The following is a 19,858-nucleotide window of genomic DNA, read 5'->3' on the forward strand; positions in this document are numbered from 1 at the left end:
TTTAATTTATTTCTTTATTTTAAAACTATTAAAGGTATCCTGAAAAAGGCTCATATAGTTCCCGTTCCAGTATTTCTGACCGCAGTTGATGGAAACCAGGTACAGCGCTTTGTCTTTCTGAAACACTTTGGTAACCCAGAATAATCGGTCTTTTTCGTCGAAATATTCGTAAAAATACTCGGTATATCCTTTTTTGCTTTTACTGCTTTTTATCTTATTTTCATCATCCGGAGACTTATAAAGAGCAAGGATGAATTTCTTTATTTCTTCTTTCGGAATCTCCAGGTCATGATATTCAGATATGGTAATGGCTCCGATTTCACTGGACGGAAACACATTGACAATATCGCTGTCATTGGTCGCTTTCCAGTTTTCAGGAACATTAATGGAGTAGTTAGGACTGTCATATATCCCTGCTTTTTGTGACAGAAATAGTGGTCCCGATAGAAAGATAAATGCCAGAATGATTTTTTTCATGACTCTAAAAGTGGTGTTTATATTCTTCAAGAATGATCTTGAACCATTCTGTAAAGTTTTCAGGATTTTCAGCCATTTCCCGGTCCAGGTCTTCAGGGGAGATGTATCGTACTTCAGCCACTTCATCATGATTGAATTGAAATTCATCTTCAAAAATTCCGGTGAAAACATGATCCAGTTCATGTTCCCAGAGTCCGCCTCCAACATTGGCTTTGTAAATAAAATGAAATTTTTCTGTAAGATCCGTTTGGATGCCCAGTTCCTCTTCTAATCTGCGCATGGCTCCCTGAAGATAGCTTTCCTCCTGTCTGGGGTGAGAGCAGACGGTGTTGGTCCATTTCATAGGCGAGTGGTATTTTCCTTCCGCTCTTTTCTGCAGCAGCATCTCTCCTTTGGTATTGAACAGAAATATGGAAAAAGCACGGTGTAATAAGCCGTTCACATGGGCCTGCTGCTTTTCCATCAGACCTAGAACATTGTCTTCAGGATCTACTAAAACTACAAATTCTTCCATTCTTACAAATGTAAGTGTAATAAATGTATTTTGGAAATTTTTTGTAAAACATCATGTTTTTTGATAAGGCATGAAGAAGTTAAATTAAAAATGAGTATAGGTATTTTCACAGATTTGTCGCGAACATCAACACCATCTGATAAAGTTTACAGCACTTCATACTGGAAATAAGTCATCAAATAAAAATCCAGACATTGGATCAGCATTATTACTATCATTTAATAATATGAATGAGAGAACGGACTGAAATTATTATGGGGAAAATGATTGTTCAGGCAGATAAAATATCAGAAGCTCATGTCTGCTGATGCGTGCCGCTGAGGTGAAGGAAACATTCAGTCAGTTAGCATCGTAATGGATATACTACAACTGTTGTTTATTAAATAACGTCTTTTTGAGTAATTTTTTAATATAAACTAAGTTTAAGAAGCCTTTTTAATGTAAAAGTCATAACTTTGCAATTCAAAATTTCATGATGGAACTAGAATACATTGAACACTTAAGTCCGGTACTGAAGGACGGCGTAAAAAACTACTTAATTGATATCGACGGAACCATAACGGAAGATGTTCCTAATGAAGAACCCGATAGAATGGTGACCTGTGAACCATTTCCTGACGCTCTTGAAACCATCAATAAATGGTATGATGAAGGTCACCAGATCTGTTTTTTTACCTCCAGAACAGAAAATCTGAAACAGATTACCATCGACTGGCTGGATAAACACGGGTTCAAATACCATAGCGTTTTGTGCGGAAAGCCAAGGGGCGGAAACTACCACTGGATCGATAATCATCTGGTAAGAGCTACAAGATATAAAGGCAAATTCACTGACTTGGTGGAAAAACAGGTAACCATTGAGGTTTTCAAAGAAGAAGATTAAAATGATAAAATAAAGATTAAACGATTAAATTATTTACAGCCCGTAAATTTTATTAATCTTTTAATCTTTAATTTTTTTTATATAATTATAACGTATTATGAAAGTTTTAGCAAACGACGGTCTGGATCAGTCTGGAATTGATGCACTGACAGAAAAAGGATTTGAGGTGATTACTACAAAAGTTCCCCAGGAACTTCTGGTAGATTATATTAATGAGCACAAAATCCGTACTATTTTAGTACGAAGTGCTACCCAGGTGAGAAAAGATATTATAGATCATTGTCCGTCGATAGAAATCATCGGAAGAGGCGGAGTCGGAATGGATAATATTGATGTAGCGTACGCAAGGGAAAAAGGAATTCACGTGATCAATACCCCTTCTGCCTCTTCAGAATCGGTTGCTGAGCTTGTTTTTGCCCACCTGTTTTCAGGAGCAAGATTTTTACAGGACTCTAACAGAAAAATGCCTTTGGTAGGAGATACGGAATTTGCCGATCTTAAAAAGGCATACGCAAAAGGTATAGAGCTGAAAGGTAAAACCATCGGTATCGTAGGAATGGGCAGAATAGGGCAGGAAGTGGCAAAAATTGCTCTCGGACTTGGAATGAGAGTCATTGCTGCAGATAATAATGTAGGAAAAGCAAGTATAAAAGTGACTTTTTACAATCATCAGTTCATCAATGTGGAAATCGAAACAGAACCGCTTCAGGAAGTGCTGAAACATTCGGATTTTATTACCCTCCACGTACCGGCTCAGAAAGATGGATATATGATCGGCAAAGATGAGTTTGCCATCATGAAAGACGGAGTAGCAATTGTAAACTGCTCAAGAGGCGGAGTAATCGATGAAGCTGCTCTGATTGAAGCTTTAGATTCAGGAAAAGTGAAGTTCGCCGGCCTTGATGTTTTCATTAATGAGCCTACTCCTTCAAAAGAAATTCTGAATCATTCTAAAATATCTTTAACTCCTCACACCGGGGCTTCTACCCTGGAAGCTCAGGACAGAATCGGATTATCTCTGGCAGAGCAGATTTCAAGCATCTTACAGATTCAGTAGTCAATACTAAATAAAAGGATAAAAATAAAACAGCACCTCATTAAGGTGCTGTTTATCTTATATATTGTTTTTGCTTCTGAGTAAATCTCTGATTTCCATTAATAATTTCTGGTCCTCCGTAATGACAGGTGCAGCTTCTTCCTTAGGCTTGGATACCCTGTTGATGGCTTTGATCATCAGGAAGAGCACAAATGCGATGCACAGGAAGTTTATCACTGCTGATAGAAAGTTTCCGTAGGTAACTCCGTTCCAGGACAGTTCTTTAATGTTTTCAACATGTGCAGCTTTCATGGCCGGATTCAGCAGAAGTGGCGTGACAACATCGTCTACCAATGAGGAAACAATTTTTCCGAATGCCCCGCCAATGATGACACCGACAGCAAGATCGATCACATTGCCTTTAACGGCAAACTCTTTGAATTCTTTTAAAAATCCCATAATTTATATTTTTTTAATAAATGTTTTTTCAAAAATAAAAGTATGAAAACTTTTAGTATTTTTAACGCTTTGGTACAAAAAAAATAGGAATAGTTTCGTAAATTGATGTACACACAATGTATAAAACGATAGATTGACAGGTATGAAAATTTTTACAGCAGAACAAATCAGACAGGGAGACCGGTATACTATTGAGAACGAACCTGTTTCTTCAATCCACCTGATGGAAAGGGCAGCCCATTCATGTGTGAAATGGATAACAGATAATTGTAAGAATCACAGGAATTTTGCCATATTCTGTGGCAACGGAAATAATGGCGGCGATGGTCTGGCCATTGCCAGAATGCTTTACCTCAAGGGTTTTGATATCGATGTATTTGTTAACCCCAAACTAAAGTTTTCGAAAGATGCCGCCGAAAATTTCAGAGAACTTAAAGAACTTTCAGGGATCATGATCAGAAATCTGAGCGAAGCGGAAAATTACCGTTTTGATAAAAGGACTATCATTATCGATGCGCTGTTCGGAACAGGTTTATCCGGAGAGGTAGAAGGTGATTTTAAAGATCTTATAGAGATTCTGAATAGAAAGCCTAATGTGAAAATATCCATCGATATGCCTTCGGGGCTTTTTCCGGATATCATTTCTACGGAAGCCTCTTCCGTACTCAAATCAGACTATACGCTTAGCTTTCAATTCTGGAAAAAGAGTTTTCTCCATCCTGAAACGGGAAAATATACAGGTAAGGTAAAGATTCTGAATATCGATTTAAGTGAAGAATACATTGCTCAAACCGATACAAAAAACTTTGTCACCGATGAGGAAATGATTAAAACCATCTTTAAACCGAGAGAGGATTTTTCACATAAAGGGACATATGGTAAAGCCTGTATTATAGGAGGAAGCTATGGGAAAATGGGCGCTGCTGTCCTATCTACACTGGCAGCACTGAAAACCGGATCCGGTTTAACGTTTACCGTAGCACCGAAATGCGGGTATGAAATTATTCAGACTTCTTGTCCTGAGGCGATGTTCATAGAAAGTGGTACAGAGCATGTACATCAGTTTGAATCTGATGATCAGTCAGTATATGGAATCGGTCCGGGCTTGGGAACACATGCTGAAACAGAGAAAAATGTACTTCAGTTTTTAAAAGATTACACCAGACCGCTGGTTCTGGATGCAGATGCGTTGAATATTATTTCGAATGATAAAAAGAACTTAAAAACAATACCGAAAAAATCAATCATTACTCCACATCCGAAAGAATTCGAGCGGTTATTCGGGCCTTCGGAAAACTCTTTTGAGAGAGTGGAACTTGCAAGAAGAAAAGCTGAAGAGCTCGATATTCATATTGTTTTAAAAGACCATCACACCCAGGTGGTTACTCCGGAGGGAAATGTCTTTTACAATATCACCGGAAACTCGGGGCTTGCGAAAGGAGGAAGCGGGGATATTCTTACCGGAATTCTTACCTCACTGCTGGCGCAGGGATATTCGGAAGAACAGGCTGCTGTTTTTGGAGTATGGCTACATGGGACCGCCGCTGAACGGGCAGCAGAAAAATATTCAAAAGAATCTATGCTTCCGACGGATGTTATTAATGAAATCGGGAATGTATTTAAAGCTTTAAATGATAAAGTTGAAATCGATTTGTAAATGACAACATGAAATCATCATTTCGCTGAAATAAAAAGCCGGACCTGTCGATCGACAGGCCCGGCTTTTTATTGTTGGCTTTAAATTATTCCGGCTTTCCGTTTTCAGCCTCCGTAATTTTAAATTTTTTAGAGTAAATCATAATCACCGCTCCGGCAATCATAAATGGAATAGAAAGAACCTGTCCGGTATTCAGTCCGGCAAATTCGATAAATTCTTCTCCCTGAGGCATTTTTAAAAATTCCACAAAGAATCTGATGGCCCAGAGAATGATGAAAAATAATCCAAACAGCCATCCCTGCTGATATTTCTTATTGGTTTTCCGGTATAAAATCCATAGCAGGACAAATAAACAAATGTATCCGAAAGCCTCAAACAGCTGGGTAGGATAACGTGGTACCGTTACTCCGTATTCGCTGCTCTGTTGTGGAAAAAGCAATGCAAACGGGGAATTGGGATCTACCGGCTTTCCAACGATCTCAGAGTTAAAAAAGTTACCCATTCTTACAAATGCGCCGCCGAGAGAAACTACGATACCAAGTCTGTCATACACCCAGAAAGGATTTTTTCTGATGATTTTGAATGAATAGTAAAGGGTCGTGAAAATTAAAGCAATGGTGGCTCCATGACTTGCCAATCCGGAAAAGCCTGTGAATTTTAAACCGTTCTTAGTACTGATCGGTAAAAAAACACTCCAGAAATCTTCCCTGAACAGTTCCGGCTGATAGAAGATTACATGTCCCATTCTTGCTCCGAGAATAGTACCTATCAGGGTCCAGGTGAAAAGAGGCTCTAAATATTTTTGATTAACATTATCAATTTTAAAAATTTTAGTCATTAAAATATACCCGAATCCAAAAGCAAAAATAAACATCAGGCTATAAAAATGAAGTGTTACAGGCCCTAAGTGAATACCTGTAGAAGGATCCCAGATTTTAAAAGGCGTTTCCAGCGCTACATTTTCAGCACCGCTGATCGGCTTATCCGATTTTACTGCATATTTAAAAGCCTGAATATTGTCCTGGGTAACCGGATTCTCGATCAGCTTAAAGTCTTTATCAAAGAACTGATAATTTTCTGCTTTAAATTTGTTTAAAATCATTGAGCTGCTACCATAAGTATCCTGTTCAAGATTTGATGCATTCAGAATAACAAGCGTATTCCCTCCTGTCTTTTTCTCCGAGAATTCATTCAGATCACCGAGATCTGTGGTAGAATAGATCTTTACAGGTACTGCTGTGGTTCCGATTTTTAAAGTTCCGTCCGACAGACCTTCCGGATATTCCTGCGCAAAAAAGCATTGGGAAAGAAATGCAAATACGACAAGGTAGATTCTGAAAAAAATATTATTCATTGCTATTTTTTAATTAGTTATTTAATTTGTTCTTGGGAGGCACAGGGTCATATCCGCTTCCTCCCCATGGATGACATCTTGAAATTCTTTTCACTCCAAGCCAGAACCCCTTAAAAATTCCATGAACCTGCAGTGCTTTTATCATATAGTGTGAACAGGTAGGCTCATAACGGCAGTTTTTGGGAAGTAGGGGCGAGATAAACCATTGGTAAAATCTGATTAAAATTACCAAAGGAAAAGTGATGATTTTGTTGAATGTTAATTTCAAAACAGTGCAAAAATAGGGTAAAAAATTGAAAATTAGTTTAAATTTGTTAGAAGTTTCAGACTTGTTAAAGCTGTCACTGCAACCATTAATAATACCAATTACTAGCAATCTAATTTAAAAATTTTGAGTGAAAATATTCCATTAGCTGAAAAACTGAGACCTAAAACCTTAGAAGATGTTCTGGGCCAGGAGCATCTTACCGGGGAAAAGGGGACCATACGGAAAATGATTGAAAACAACACCCTGAATTCTCTTATTTTGTGGGGACCTCCGGGAACCGGTAAAACAACGCTGGCCGAGATTATATCTGAAAAATCGGGACGGAAATTTTATAAACTTTCTGCTGTATCTTCCGGAGTGAAAGATGTGCGTGATGTTATTGAAGATGCCAAAAAACAAAATCTTTTTTCAGGAAAATCACCGATTTTATTTATTGATGAGATCCACCGTTTTAATAAATCCCAGCAGGACTCTCTGCTGCATGCCGTCGAAAAAGGGTATATTGTTTTAATCGGAGCGACTACAGAAAATCCAAGTTTTGAGGTCGTTTCCGCGCTGCTTTCCCGTAGCCAGGTCTATATTCTGAAAGCATTAAGCTACGAAAAATTAGAAGAACTGATCGATATTGCCTCTGCGAGATATAATAAAGATGAAAAAACGGATTTCTCGATTCTTGAAAAAGAAGCTTTTATTCAATATTCAGGAGGAGATGGACGGAAGCTTATTAATTCTGTGGAACTGGTGCTGAATCAGTATATCAATTCAGAAAAGAAAGAAATTACAAACGATGACGTTCTTGAGGTTTTACAGGAAACCATGGCGCTGTACGATAAAAACGGAGAGCAGCATTACGATATCATCTCCGCATTTATCAAATCGATGAGAGGAAGTGATCCGAACGGCGCGGTGTACTGGCTGGCAAGAATGATCGCGGGAGGAGAAGATATCAAGTTTATAGCACGGAGAATGCTGATTCTGGCAGCAGAAGATATCGGACTGGCCAATCCCAATGCGCTGGTCGTTGCCAATAATTGTTTTCAGGCAGTGAATGTCATCGGGAATCCTGAAGCAAGGATCATCCTGAGTGAAGCGGCGATCTATCTGGCCGTTTCTCCCAAAAGCAATTCTGCCTATATGGCAATAAACGAAGCACTGGCACTGGTTAAAAAGACAGGAAATCTCCCGGTACCGTTACATCTTAGAAATGCGCCCACTAAACTGATGAAAGATCTTGATTACGGGAAAGAGTATAAATATGCCCATTCTTATGAAGGAAGCTTTGTAAAACAGGATTTTCTTCCCGGAGAAATTAAGGATCTCAAATTATATGAACCTGGAAATAACGCTACGGAAAAGAAAATATATGAGGAATTAAAGAAAAAATGGAATCATAAATACGAATAAAGGATACTCGCAGAAGTATCCTTTATTGACAATATGTATTCAGAATTATTTCAGTTTGGAAGTGGCAAATACTGATTTTTTACCATTGTTGTCTTTCACCTCCACATTATTTAAAATTTCGGCATAAATCATCGTATCCGGATTGGAAAACTCATATCCGTCAACGAATACCGGAGAATCTTTTGATACTCCATGCCCTTCATTGATCTGTGCCAGGGACAGTCTGTCCTGTCCTTCATATCCCTTTTTCAGCTTATATTCCACTAAACCGTTATCAGCAATATACCCGAATTTTTTCAGATTTTGCGGGAGGCTGGCGGCTGTTTTATATACCTGCTTGCTTTGTATGATATTCTCCTTACCGGTAAACAGGTCTACGGTTCCGACAATGTCGTTAGCAACGGCAAATCTGGTTGCAGGATTCTTCTGGGCCAATAAACTTGCAGAAGAGAATATTAAAAAAGAGTAGAGTATTTTTTTCATAATTGATAGAATATATAACGATTAAAAACGCGATAAATATAGTTAAATTTTATAAAAAGTAAATGAATTTTTGAAAAAATTTGAATATTATCTATTAATAATGTCTTTTGTTAAGATATTAACTCTTATTTCCACTGTTTTCCTTCTTTTTATCTACCATATTGATAATAATATTTTTCAGTCTCTGGAATGCAAAAGAGCTTAACAACAGAATGATTCCTAAAATAATAAATGCGATGATTCTCGAAACATTGTCCATCTGCCAGACATCATACGCATAAAGTTTCAGGATCATGATCCCAATGAGTGAAAAACCGGCTTTGCTAAGTTCGGGTCTGTTGTGTTTTAACCCCGAATAAATAAATATACTGGCCATAACAGCCCAGATAATTGGAAGATATAATATACGGAAATGCTTTTGGTACACATAAAAATTAGACATGCTTTCAGTACTTCCAAGAATATAAAGATGGTAAAGCTCATTGCTTACCACTATGGTAAGTACGGCTGCGATTGCCCAGTACGAAATCCTGGTTCTGAAGAAGCCTGACGTTGTGAAGAACTTCCAGATCACAAAAGCAAAAGGAATCAGGTAAAGAAGATAAATAAAATAAAACGTAAGGTTTATATTTTGAAGAATAACATTTTCGGCAATTTCAGTTCCTGAAAATGCGACATGGTAAAAAATTAGAAGTAAAAACAGGTATACAATTCCCGATTCAAGACCAATATTGATATCCAGTTTTTTACGGAATATAATCAATGCCAGAATATAATACATGCTGAAAAGCAAGGCGTATGTGGTAATAAAAATAGATGATTCTTTAGAAATATGATAGATGATCTCGAGCAAAAATGAAATATAAATAACTCCGAAACATAATATTTTGAATATATTCTCATAAAAGTTGTTTTCCGGCTGGTTATTTTCCGGTATTTTTCTCAATAATATTAAGTTTGTAAATGTCGTTGCCACGGTGACCAGGCTCGTTAAGAAAACTGGATTAAAAATGACAGATAAATTTTTAGCATCGAAATACTCTGCCCAGGTCATCATTTGTGCGATAATGACGAGCGGGAAAAGCAGATAAAAACAGATTCTGAAAATCTTAAGATCCGTTTTTTTCCAGATAAATAACAATAATGTGGCTTCCACCGCCCAAACGCTTGTGATCAGGTGGGTTTTGAACTGAAGTGCAATAGCGATCGTCACTAAACTGATGCTGATTGCCGTAAATACAGAATAGGAATTTCCGAAGTTTTTCTTTCGGTATTCTCTGTATAACAAATAGATATTGATACAGGCAAAAACCAATGGAAAACTCATGACAGGCTGGTAATTTTCCTGATTGAAAATATAAACGATGCCGATAACGCTTGAAAAATTGATTAGTACCAACATTAAAATGCTGGAAGAGGCCAGTATATTTTTCCTGATATACTCCTGTAATGCCAATACGTAGAAAATAATATACGTGGCTATATAAAAATAAACCGTCAGGATTTCAGTTTTTTCAAGCGTCCAGGAGAACAGATAAGCTGTGGTAAAAATATAGCAGATCCAGCCTGCGCTTTTCCAGTTTTTAAGAAAAACAATGGCAAGCATTCCGCTATTTAATATCGTTAAGTAAATAAACAGAAAAAGATAGTTACTTTGCCCGGTGCTGATCATCAGCGGGGCCAGAAAACCACCAGCTAAAGAAAAAATAATTAAAATTTCACTTTTATAAAAATACGATAAGGCAATGGAAGCCAGGGTAATGAGACATGTAATCCCGAACGCTGCATTCTGTGAAAAAAAATGATATTCTCTGAAGGCTATAGTGACCGTAAAATAAAGGATACTGATCCCGCCGCCCATTATAATAGATGAAAATGTGCCGTAGCTTTTTCTTAAAAAATGGCCCGTTGCCATCAGTAAAGCACCTATGAAAAATCCTGTTGTCACTCTCGCCGATTCGCCGATCCAGTTTTTATCGACGGCATATTTTACGAAGTATCCTATCCCCAGTACCAGGGTAAAGATCCCAATGATCGTTAATGCATTTTGTTTCAAAAAATCAAACACGGAAGCAAGCCAGTCTTTCTGTTCATCAGCATGGAGGTTTTCCTGGGTGTGGTTTACTTCATCGTTGCCTTTCATTTTTTCAGGAATATCAGTTATATTTCGGGTGGATGTTACCGGACTGTCCTGTATTTCTTGCAGAACCTGATTTTTCTGATCTATCTTTCGGCTTAGTTCTGAAATTTTATGTTCCAGACTCCTGATCTTATGATAAAGGCTGGTGTAGATGAAGATGATGAGAACAATTAAAACAAAAATAATAATTGAATAGGTCATTCGTGATTTTATTTACAGTCAAATATAATTGATTTGTCTGAAATAGCTGCCAAATAAAAATCCACCTTATTTCTAAAGTGGATTATCTATAGTCAGTTTAATGTATTAATTTGATATTTTGTAAATGTAGAATGAAGCAACACTGGAACCCAGCAGTGCGGCAGAAAGTGCGTTTGATCCGGTGAGGCCGAAAGAAACTTTATCTCCCGCCTGAAAAGTATAAACTGAATTCAGACTTGTTTCTGAAATGGTCAAACTCAAAAGAACAAGATTGGCACCACTGAATGTCCGGCTGTCTATGAGGGTTCCGACTCCTGCTCTTGTTCTTACAATCCCGATTCCCGGAGAGTTGGATAAGATCTCTGCCTGGAGTCCTGATCCGTACCGGAAGGTGAATCCGGTGGCATAAACCCCTGAAGACGGAATCGTATAGCTGTTGTCCGTATCTGTAAATAATCCCGCTGCTCCTACGGTTCTTTCGCTGGTCAGGAAATTGACAGCTCTGAATCCCGTAGGGAAAAGTCCCAGACTCAATAAGTTCACTCCTGCTGTTTTTCTGGCGGCATACACACTTGTATTGGTGGTAGCTGCAGTAACAGCAGCATCTGTAAGTAACTGAGAGTCCACACGCGTAACCTGTGCATTTCCCAAATTTAATGCCATAACCTGATAACCGGGAAGTGTGGTTGTCTGAGGAATATCTCTTACTTTCAAGGTTCCGTTCACATCGAGGGTTGCAGTAGGGGTGGGGGTATTAATCCCAATCTGCGCCAAAGCGGTTATCCCGCTCACTGCTAAAAGTAGACTACAAATTCTGGTTTTCATGTTTAAAAAATTTAATTTAGTTAATGGTTTTTCTCAGTTAGTTAGTTTGACAGATAATCACAAAAATCATGCCTCTGGCCTGAATGAATTTAGCGATTAACTAAAATTAATAAAAATAATTTAATCAAATTTATTTTTTTGATTAATAAAATAACAATAAATTAGTTTATGTTATGAATATCGGAAATGAATTCCGGCATTTACATCCGTATAATGTATAAATACTCTCCGATTAGTGATTTTTATTCAATTGAAAAATCCCGTCATAAAAAGTGACAGGATTTATTTTACTATCAGGACATTTTTACCGCAAAATATATTTTATATAAAATCTTATCTATTCGACTCACCCGATTGTGACAAAATATCATCTAAAAGATCAATAATAGAGTCAGTATTAATAGAGTACATAAATTATATATCAGCTTTTTAGTAAAAATTCTCTGTAATTTCCAAGAAAATCTACCTTGGCATTTATTGTTTTCAGTTCCTCCAATGCATTTTCATAGAGGGTAGGAAGCCATTTTCCGGTAACGTTGATAAAAAAGAAGTAATTTCCCAGGCCTGTTTTTAAAGTTCTGGACTCTATCTTACTGAGATTCATTTTTCGCCACGCAAATACCGACAGGACCTGGTGAAGTCCCCCTGCATGATCTTCCGGCAGGGTAATTAACAAAGCTGATTTATTTCCTAAAGATTCCAGCCGGTTGTTGTCATAAGCAGACCCGGTTCCGGAAATAACAATAAACCTTGTATGATTCTGTTCAAAATCCTGAATATTCCGGTGGATAATTTTTAACCCGTATAAATGGGCGGCAAACTGGTTGGCCACAGCAGCTTTTTTCAGGTCAGGGTGTTCAGAAACGTATTTGGCAGCAGCGGCCGTAGAGGAAAACTCCTGTCTTTCAACGTCTTTATAGTGCGTGTCCAGAAAATGAAAACTTTGTGCTAAAGCCTGTGGATGAGAATAAATCTTTTCAATATCTTCCGCATGATGTTTTGGATGGATCATCAGGTGGTGAGCAATAGGCATTACTGCTTCTGCTTCAATTCTGATATTCTGCGTTTTATATAAATAGTCAAGGGTCATAGAAACTGTGCCTTCAATAGAATTTTCAAGGGGAACGACTGCTTTGTCGGCATCTCCTTTTTCTACAGCAGCAAAACAATCCAGAATATTAGTCACGGGTACAAGTTCATCGTCAGGAAAAAGTTGGGCGGCAGCGAGCTGGGTAAAGCTGGCCTGAGGCCCAAGGAATGCAATCTTCATATAACTTTATAGTATTTTAATTTAAATGTAGTGAAAAGTCATGAGGTCTCCAAGCTGAAGGCTTAAAGTTTCGGATCATCTGAATACGGTTTCATTCTAAATCTAGACCCCATAACTAAAGCTATTCTTTCCAGTTTTTCTCAATAAGCTGCATCAGAAAATCCGGACATTTAATGACTCTGTTTGTTTTGGCATCCAGAAAGAAAAGGGTAGTAGAAGCTTCTGTAATTTTTACGTGATCTTCATTATAAATTTCATATTCGAATTCTATTTTTACCCCGGGTATTTTTTTTATGTAGGTTCGGATTTCTAATTTCTGGTCATATAAAGCCGGCCTTAAATATTTAATTTTATAGTCGGAAACGGGCAGCCAAATTCCTTGATTTTCAATCTCATTATAGGACATTCCTATGCTCCGGAAAAGCTCAACTCGGGCCACTTCAAAGTATTGTGCATAGTTTCCGTAGTATACATATTTCATAGGATCTGTTTCTGCGTAACGTACTCGTAATGAGTGTGTTGTGTATATCATAGTAAGGTGTATTTTAGACATACAAATATATTTTTAAATAATCAATAGCCGCAATATTTTTTTTTGAAGAGAAAATATTGGACCTTTGTCATCCTTCTAAAAAAAGTACTAACCAAGAGTTAATCGGGGCATAATTTATGGATGAAAATTTAATGTTGATATGGCAGAAGTGCCTTCAGTTTATGCGAGATAATTTAAACGCGGCTGAAGACAATTCTGATTTAAAGAAACTTGAAAAATCTTTCGACCTGCTGTTTGATAAAGTTCAGCCAATTTCTTTGGTTCAGAATAATCTTACATTGATGGTTCCGAGTGATTTTTACAAGGAATATATTGAGGATAACTACCTGTCCTTACTTTCTGCTGCCCTGAAGAAAAATATTGGAAAAGGAGTTAAATTATGGTATTCTGTAATGGAAAATAAACCTTCAGGTTTAGAAAAACCCGTTACGATGAATATGAAGGGGAACACCGTTCCCACGCCAAAGATGCAGGAAACGATGCCGAAAGGTTTTTCGTCCAATATAGTAAACCCGTTTGTGGTTCCGGGAATCAGAAAAGTAAATATTGATTCCAACTTAAAAGCTGATTTTTCTTTTGATAATTATGTAGAAGGGGAAAGCAATAAATTTGCAGCTACCGTGGCGAGATCGATTGCCAAAAGACCTGGTGCGACTGCTTTCAACCCGCTGTTCTTATATGGGGGTTATGGAGTCGGTAAGACCCATCTTGGACAGGCTGTCGGTTTAGAGGTGAAAAGCCAGTTTCCGGATAAAGTCGTTCTTTATTTGTCTTCTGAAAAGTTTATCCAGCAGTTTATTTCAGCTGCAAAAGCTCATAAGCAGACCGAATTTGCCAATTTTTATCAGATGGTAGATGTTTTGATTATTGATGATATTCAGTTCTTATCTGGTAAATCGGCTACCCAGGACAGCTTCTTCCATATTTTTGATTATTTGCATCAGAACGGGAAGCAGATTATCTTAACTTCAGATAAGGCTCCTGCAGATATTATGGATATTCAGGACAGGATTGTTTCCCGGTTTAAGTGGGGACTTTCCGCAGAAATAAAATCGCCGGATCTGCAGACCCGAAGACAGATTATTGTAGACCGGTTAAGCAGAGACGGGATTGTGCTTCCGGATGATGTGCTGGATTTCTTAGCGACAGAAACCAAGACCAATGTCAGAGAACTTATAGGAGTGATTAATTCCGTGATTGCATATTCTACCATCTACAAACGAGATTTAAGTCTTGAATTATTAAAAGACACCATTAATAAAATTGCAGCTAACCAGAAAAAAATCATCAATATTCCTTATATCCAGGAAGTTGTCTGTGATTATTTCGGAATTAAAAAAGAGCAGCTTTTATCGAAGACAAGAAAAAGAGAAATTGCTTTACCAAGACAGCTGGCGATGTATTTCTCCAAAGAATTTACCAACTCTACATTTACTAAAATCGGTGAAGAAATGGGAGGTAAGGATCACTCAACGGTAATGTATGCCTGTGATACCATTAAAGATGTTTCTAAAATCGATAAAGAGATTAAGAAATATGTGAAGGATCTGACGGAAAAAATTAAACAGTAAAAATAATTTAATTTTATAATGAAAATGAAGAGTAAGGTTTATTCTTCATTTTTTTTAGTTTTGTTTAAATAAAAGATAACGATTTAAAAGATGGTACCATGTCAAAATTCCCAATCTGTATTGGGATAAGATGACAGATTATCAGCAGTTTCAATTTTTTATAAAAAGATTTGCTGCCATTGTATAACCAATAAATAACAATTAAAATGCTTTTTTTACTTCCGGCCTACCTTTCAGAAAATACCTCTATTACTCACTTTTCACCGGTAATCAAAGAGTATATTATGCAGACCGATTATTTCTTTGTGGAGAATGAGAAGACTGCCAGAAAAGTAGTGAAGTTTTTTGCTCCTGAAAAGAAGCAGGCTGATCTGAAGCTTTTTTTACTGGATAAATACACGGAAAATGCCGACATTAAAGAAGCTCAGGAACTGATGATGAAGGGACAGGATTTCGGATTGCTTTCGGAAGCCGGTCTTCCCTGTATTGCTGATCCCGGAAATCTTATTGTAAAATGGTGTCATGAAAAAAATATCAGAGTGATTCCTGTATCAGGGCCTTCTTCTATTATTTTAGCTTTAATTTCCAGCGGTTTTAACGGTCAGGAATTTACTTTTAACGGCTATCTTCCTATTGACAAAGGAGAAAAGAAAAAACAGATTTTACAGCTGGAAAGTACTGTTCAGAAGACGGGTTATTCTCAGATTTTCATGGAAACGCCTTACAGGAATAATGTACTTTTTGAAGATTTGATTAAATTTTTATCACCCAATAGCAAACTTTGTATTGCCGCAAATATCAACGATCCTGAACATGAGTTCATTAAAACAAAAACCATAAAAGACTGGCAGAAACAAAAACCGGAACTTCATAAAATTCCGGCTGTATTTGTATTAGGAAAGTGATAGAAGAATGAGTAATTTCAATTTTTTTTTATTCTCGCAGATAGGACAATCTATAGATATGGACTGCCGTTCCAACTCTTTAAGTTCGTAAACTAAAATTCTATGGTAAACGCTTTCCAGAAGAGCGGGACCAAGTTTATTACAGACATTAAAAATAAGTCTTCTTATGATGTAAGAAATTTCATTTTCATTCATTTATTTTTTTCTGCAAATGAAAGAAAATAAAAAATATACCTCAATTATTCATTTTGGTGTGGTTATCTGGCTTTACCGCTCTTCCATTTTTTCCAGAGATAAATCAGAACCGGAATCAGTAAAAAGAACGGCCACAGAGAAATCAAGCCCAGGAAAAATGCCACAAAGCTATTCCAGCCCTCAGTAAGGGAGTCTCCGAAGCGGCTTGCGAAGCCTATTTTGGAAGTTGTCGAACTTCTTACTTTTTCTTTAAACAAGCCTAAATTCAGGGTGCTGTAATTCACCCGGTCGTCAATAAAGCGCAGTTTTCCTTCTGAAACATCAATTTCATCTTCAAGCTCGCGGATGTTTTCCTGGATTTCGAGAATATCTTTGGTGGTTGATGCGCTTTTAAGCATATCTCTGTACTTCTCAAGATAAATTTTCTTATTGGTGAGCTTAATAGAAACATCAGTATATTCCTCCGTGACATCATCAGAAGAAATATTTTTTGAAGCCACTGATCCGATGCCGTCAGAAAATGTATTGATCAGCTGATCGAATTTCTGATGCGGAACACGAATCGTATAATTTAAATTTTCATTGGTGTCAGTATTATGAAATTCTTCTGTCTGGATATAGGCGTTATTGTTCTTAACGATATCATTGATCTGTCGCTGAGCCTTTTTTATGTCTCCTACCTGAATACTCATCTCCCCGTTTTTAATGATTTTTTTTGTGATTGTATCATCTTTAGAAGGCTGACTTCGCGTTGTTTTGTTATCGGGTAAAAGTTTTTCAGTAATTGCAGCAGGGGGTACAACTTTATCTTCTTGCACCATGTCGGTTAATTCTGCTTTTACTTCGTGTTGCCCTGAGGAGTCAGATTTATTACACTGAATAAGGAACAGGCAAAACAGTGGTACCCATAATTTTGTCATAAATGAATTTTTCTTAATCCTATCAAAAATCATGCTTATTCTGAATTTTTAATGGTTAATTTTAACTATTTGATAATAATTAATGTAATTATGAAGTGAATTGATATTTTTTAGCGGGTAGTCAAGGCTACAGAAGAAATATTTCCTATTTTTAAAGAATGAAAAAGAGTCTCTTAGCAATTATTTGTTTTCCTGTTTTATGGTATGCCCAGGAAAGTCTGAAGCTGACGGATGATATGGCAATTAAATTATCAGATAAGCCCCTGCACTGTATCAATCAGGAATATCCCAATAAAACAGCACATATTATTAACAGTGCCGGTGAAGTTGCATTAACCCCGAAAGATCTGCATCCCAGTTTCTACGGGTGTTTCGACTGGCACAGTTCGGTACACGGGCACTGGATGCTGGTTCGCTTGCTGAAAACAAAACCGAATCTGTCTATTGCAAAAGAGATTGAAAAAATTCTTGACAACTCGTTTAAAAAAGAAAATCTGCAGACAGAAGCCGATTACTTCACAAAATATCAGTTAACGGGAACTTTTGAAAGAACCTACGGCTGGGCATGGCTTTTAAAGCTGGATGAAGAATTAATGACTTGGGACAGTCCAAAGGCTAAAGGATGGCATCAGAATTTAAAACCCCTGACAGATAAAATTTTAGCTTCCTGGAAGATTTTTTTACCAAAACAGACTTATCCCAACAGAACGGGAGTTCATCCGAACACAGCATTTGCTATGGTTTTTGCCCTTGACTGGGCAAGAGCCGCGGGCGATAAAGTATTTGAAAATGAACTGATCGAAAAAGCTAAATATTTTTACTTAAACAACACGAAAACTCCGGCATATCTTGAGCCGGACGGTTCCGATTTCTTTTCGCCAAGTCTGGAAATTGCAGATCTGATGCGCAGGGTTCTGCCTCAAAAGGAATTTGTAAACTGGCTGGATAATTTTTACGAAAAGCGGAGCCTTGAAAATATTGAAAAAATCCCGGTAGTAAGTGATTTGTCTGATTACCAAACGGTTCATCTGGTTGGATTATCGTTTACAAAAGCCTGGTGCATGAAGGGAATAGCCCAATCTCTTCCCAATAATCATCCTTTAAAAAAGAAATTTCAAAAAACAGCGACCGTATTTTTAAATAACGGTCTGCCGCTTCTCTTTCAGGGAAATTATGGCGGTGACCACTGGCTGGCAAGTTTTGCCGTGTACGCTTTAGAGGATTAAAAAGGCTTAAACTGAATGCTGTAAGAGTAAACGTAATAAAGCAAATACCTTCTTTTCCGTCCTGATCGGTAATTATTAATATCTGATTCCCATTTTTTTAAGAATAAAACTTAAAAGCCAGACCGGTCCGATTAACAGAAATTGTAGGTCTTTCAGGAAAGATGGTTTTTTGCCTTCTATTTTATGTCCGACAAATTGCAGGATCCAGGTAATGATAAATACGACAAGGTAAATCATCCATGACCTTTTTCCAAAAGTAATATTAATCAAGGAGACAAAATGCTCCATTATAAGCATTATAAAAATCATGATCAAAGCGATTCTCCAGGATAATCTGCAGTAAAAAAGGGTCACCAGCATTATGGCAATACCACTGGCAATGCTCAGAAAGCCGAAATACTTCAGATACATATTCGGAGTCGGAATGTAAGAGATAAAGCCTAAAATCGTCCAGAAGATCAAAGGCACACAAATCCAGTGAATTAATTTGTTGGTTGCGTTTCTGTGGCTTTCACCATATTCAGCAAGAAGTAAATCTATCTTTCTCATATCATAATTTGGAAGTCACTAAAATAATAAATTTTTGCAATCGCTCAGGACTTTGCTTACATTTGTGTTATGTCTGCCTTAGAAAAATTCGGGGTTGAAATTTTCACCCAACATAATATTTTCGAGCGAATCGCTGTCGATAAGCCGTTCCGGCCTGATAATCCGGCATTTATATTCATTAAAAGCGGAACAATAAAGCTGAAGCAGCATTTCCGGGACCTGGAACTTTCTGCGAATATGTTTATGGTGACAGATCCCCAGACGATTTACGAAATGGTTTCTGTGAGTGACGATTTTCAGTCACGAATGGTCTCTTATAAACGCGAGTTTATTTCTGCATTGTCTTTGAAATTCAATAGATTAATTACATACCGGTATTTCAGGCAACAGATGAATATCGGTGTTCCTTTTCAGCAGGATGAAATGGATGTCGTCTGGAAAAGCGTGAATTTCCTCAAATATATCCTGGATTCTGAAACGGAGATGACCTACAAAAAAGAGATTGTAGAGCATTTATTTTCGGTCTTCTGTTACCAGATGGCAGGAATTATTGCTCAGGAAGACAGCAACTCAATGAGTCAGATGTCGAGACAGGAAGAAATCGTTTTTGTATTTTTAACAGATCTTGCAGCGCATCATCTTCAGGAACAAACAGTAGAGTTCTACGCCGAACGTCAATCAATTACAACCAGACATCTTTCTTCGGTGGTGAAGGCCATTACGGGGAGGTCTGCCAGCCAAATCATTGCTTTAATAGTAATGAATGAAGCAAAAGTACTTTTAAACTCTTCCAATAAGCCTGTTTCAGAGATTTCCGCTCTTCTAGGGTTTAGTGATCAATATTCGTTTTCACATTTTTTTAAGAAACACTTAGGAGAAAGTCCTACGCAGTACCGACGTCAGTTCGAAAACTAAAATCTTACATTTGAACATCTTTTTCCAATTCTCAAACATTTGTTTGAGTTTCT

The 19,858-nt window shown here is 37.3% G+C and carries 21 protein-coding genes; 8 read left to right on the forward strand and 13 right to left on the reverse strand.

Annotated features, from left to right (window positions below):
- Positions 1-6: 6 nt before the first annotated feature.
- Together ODZ84_RS21770 and idi are read right to left on the reverse strand one after the other, a co-directional pair.
- Positions 7-477 (reverse strand): hypothetical protein, encoded by a 471-nt coding sequence (locus tag ODZ84_RS21770; protein WP_266174558.1) that lies wholly within the window; start codon positions 475-477, stop codon positions 7-9.
- Between the two features lie 4 nt (positions 478-481).
- Positions 482-991, reverse strand: coding sequence for an isopentenyl-diphosphate Delta-isomerase (idi, locus tag ODZ84_RS21775; RefSeq protein ID WP_266174559.1), 510 nt, complete (start codon positions 989-991; stop codon positions 482-484).
- A gap of 475 nt (positions 992-1,466) precedes the next feature.
- Between idi and ODZ84_RS21780 the strand changes: the two genes are divergently transcribed.
- Both ODZ84_RS21780 and ODZ84_RS21785 read left to right on the forward strand, forming a co-directional pair.
- Positions 1,467-1,874, forward strand: coding sequence for an LNS2 domain-containing protein (locus ODZ84_RS21780; RefSeq protein WP_266177426.1), 408 nt, complete (start codon positions 1,467-1,469; stop codon positions 1,872-1,874).
- Positions 1,875-1,971: 97 nt separating this feature from the next.
- Positions 1,972-2,931, forward strand: a complete 960-nt coding sequence (locus ODZ84_RS21785; protein WP_266174561.1) for a D-2-hydroxyacid dehydrogenase — start codon at positions 1,972-1,974, stop codon at positions 2,929-2,931.
- Between the two features lie 57 nt (positions 2,932-2,988).
- Here ODZ84_RS21785 and mscL read toward each other — a convergent pair whose 3' ends face one another.
- On the reverse strand, positions 2,989-3,369 hold the full coding sequence (gene mscL / locus ODZ84_RS21790; RefSeq protein WP_266174562.1) for a large conductance mechanosensitive channel protein MscL: 381 nt from the start codon (positions 3,367-3,369) through the stop codon (positions 2,989-2,991).
- A 142-nt stretch (positions 3,370-3,511) separates the two neighbouring features.
- Here mscL and ODZ84_RS21795 point away from each other — a divergent pair, with 142 nt between their 5' ends.
- Complete coding sequence (locus tag ODZ84_RS21795) at positions 3,512-5,026, forward strand: NAD(P)H-hydrate dehydratase (protein ID WP_266174564.1); 1,515 nt, start codon at positions 3,512-3,514, stop codon at positions 5,024-5,026.
- Between the two features lie 85 nt (positions 5,027-5,111).
- Here ODZ84_RS21795 and lgt read toward each other — a convergent pair whose 3' ends face one another.
- Complete coding sequence (gene lgt, locus ODZ84_RS21800; protein WP_408612448.1) at positions 5,112-5,978, reverse strand: prolipoprotein diacylglyceryl transferase; 867 nt, start codon at positions 5,976-5,978, stop codon at positions 5,112-5,114.
- Between the two features lie 415 nt (positions 5,979-6,393).
- Positions 6,394-6,648 (reverse strand): membrane protein insertion efficiency factor YidD, encoded by a 255-nt coding sequence (gene yidD / locus ODZ84_RS21805; protein WP_266174565.1) that lies wholly within the window; start codon positions 6,646-6,648, stop codon positions 6,394-6,396.
- A gap of 123 nt (positions 6,649-6,771) precedes the next feature.
- Here yidD and ODZ84_RS21810 point away from each other — a divergent pair, with 123 nt between their 5' ends.
- Positions 6,772-8,052, forward strand: coding sequence for a replication-associated recombination protein A (locus ODZ84_RS21810; RefSeq protein ID WP_266174566.1), 1,281 nt, complete (start codon positions 6,772-6,774; stop codon positions 8,050-8,052).
- Positions 8,053-8,097: 45 nt separating this feature from the next.
- Here the strand turns inward: ODZ84_RS21810 and ODZ84_RS21815 are convergent, their stop codons facing one another.
- From ODZ84_RS21815 to ODZ84_RS21835, 5 genes are all read right to left on the reverse strand, one after another.
- Positions 8,098-8,535 carry a hypothetical protein gene (locus tag ODZ84_RS21815; RefSeq protein WP_266174568.1) on the reverse strand — a complete coding sequence of 146 codons (438 nt, stop codon included), beginning with the start codon at positions 8,533-8,535 and terminating at the stop codon, positions 8,098-8,100.
- 118 nt (positions 8,536-8,653) lie between these two features.
- Positions 8,654-10,876, reverse strand: coding sequence for a DUF2339 domain-containing protein (locus ODZ84_RS21820; protein ID WP_266174569.1), 2,223 nt, complete (start codon positions 10,874-10,876; stop codon positions 8,654-8,656).
- A gap of 105 nt (positions 10,877-10,981) precedes the next feature.
- Positions 10,982-11,701 carry a hypothetical protein gene (locus ODZ84_RS21825; protein WP_266174570.1) on the reverse strand — a complete coding sequence of 240 codons (720 nt, stop codon included), beginning with the start codon at positions 11,699-11,701 and terminating at the stop codon, positions 10,982-10,984.
- A 421-nt stretch (positions 11,702-12,122) separates the two neighbouring features.
- Positions 12,123-12,971 (reverse strand): prephenate dehydratase, encoded by an 849-nt coding sequence (gene pheA, locus ODZ84_RS21830; RefSeq protein ID WP_266174573.1) that lies wholly within the window; start codon positions 12,969-12,971, stop codon positions 12,123-12,125.
- 121 nt (positions 12,972-13,092) lie between these two features.
- Complete coding sequence (locus tag ODZ84_RS21835) at positions 13,093-13,503, reverse strand: acyl-CoA thioesterase (RefSeq protein WP_266174575.1); 411 nt, start codon at positions 13,501-13,503, stop codon at positions 13,093-13,095.
- 137 nt (positions 13,504-13,640) lie between these two features.
- Here ODZ84_RS21835 and dnaA point away from each other — a divergent pair, with 137 nt between their 5' ends.
- Together dnaA and ODZ84_RS21845 are read left to right on the forward strand one after the other, a co-directional pair.
- On the forward strand, positions 13,641-15,095 hold the full coding sequence (dnaA, locus tag ODZ84_RS21840) for a chromosomal replication initiator protein DnaA (protein ID WP_266174576.1): 1,455 nt from the start codon (positions 13,641-13,643) through the stop codon (positions 15,093-15,095).
- A gap of 206 nt (positions 15,096-15,301) precedes the next feature.
- Positions 15,302-16,000 carry an SAM-dependent methyltransferase gene (locus ODZ84_RS21845; RefSeq protein ID WP_266174577.1) on the forward strand — a complete coding sequence of 233 codons (699 nt, stop codon included), beginning with the start codon at positions 15,302-15,304 and terminating at the stop codon, positions 15,998-16,000.
- Here the strand turns inward: ODZ84_RS21845 and ODZ84_RS23520 are convergent.
- Together ODZ84_RS23520 and ODZ84_RS21855 are read right to left on the reverse strand one after the other, a co-directional pair.
- Positions 15,989-16,195 (reverse strand): GxxExxY protein, encoded by a 207-nt coding sequence (locus tag ODZ84_RS23520; protein ID WP_266174579.1) that lies wholly within the window; start codon positions 16,193-16,195, stop codon positions 15,989-15,991. The genes ODZ84_RS21845 and ODZ84_RS23520 overlap by 12 nt on opposite strands.
- 62 nt (positions 16,196-16,257) lie before the next feature.
- Complete coding sequence (locus tag ODZ84_RS21855) at positions 16,258-17,115, reverse strand: DUF4349 domain-containing protein (RefSeq protein WP_266174581.1); 858 nt, start codon at positions 17,113-17,115, stop codon at positions 16,258-16,260.
- 158 nt (positions 17,116-17,273) lie between these two features.
- On the opposite strand from ODZ84_RS21855, the gene ODZ84_RS21860 reads away from it, so the two are divergent.
- Positions 17,274-18,341, forward strand: a complete 1,068-nt coding sequence (locus tag ODZ84_RS21860) for a DUF2891 domain-containing protein (RefSeq protein WP_266174582.1) — start codon at positions 17,274-17,276, stop codon at positions 18,339-18,341.
- A 75-nt stretch (positions 18,342-18,416) separates the two neighbouring features.
- On the opposite strand, the gene ODZ84_RS21865 is transcribed toward ODZ84_RS21860, so the two are convergent.
- Positions 18,417-18,890, reverse strand: coding sequence for an Mpo1 family 2-hydroxy fatty acid dioxygenase (locus ODZ84_RS21865; protein ID WP_266174584.1), 474 nt, complete (start codon positions 18,888-18,890; stop codon positions 18,417-18,419).
- Between the two features lie 69 nt (positions 18,891-18,959).
- On the opposite strand from ODZ84_RS21865, the gene ODZ84_RS21870 reads away from it, so the two are divergent.
- Complete coding sequence (locus ODZ84_RS21870) at positions 18,960-19,805, forward strand: helix-turn-helix domain-containing protein (RefSeq protein ID WP_266174585.1); 846 nt, start codon at positions 18,960-18,962, stop codon at positions 19,803-19,805.
- Positions 19,806-19,858 lie beyond the last annotated feature (53 nt).

It is taken from the genome of Chryseobacterium fluminis, assembly GCF_026314945.1.
Taxonomy (GTDB): domain Bacteria; phylum Bacteroidota; class Bacteroidia; order Flavobacteriales; family Weeksellaceae; genus Chryseobacterium; species Chryseobacterium fluminis.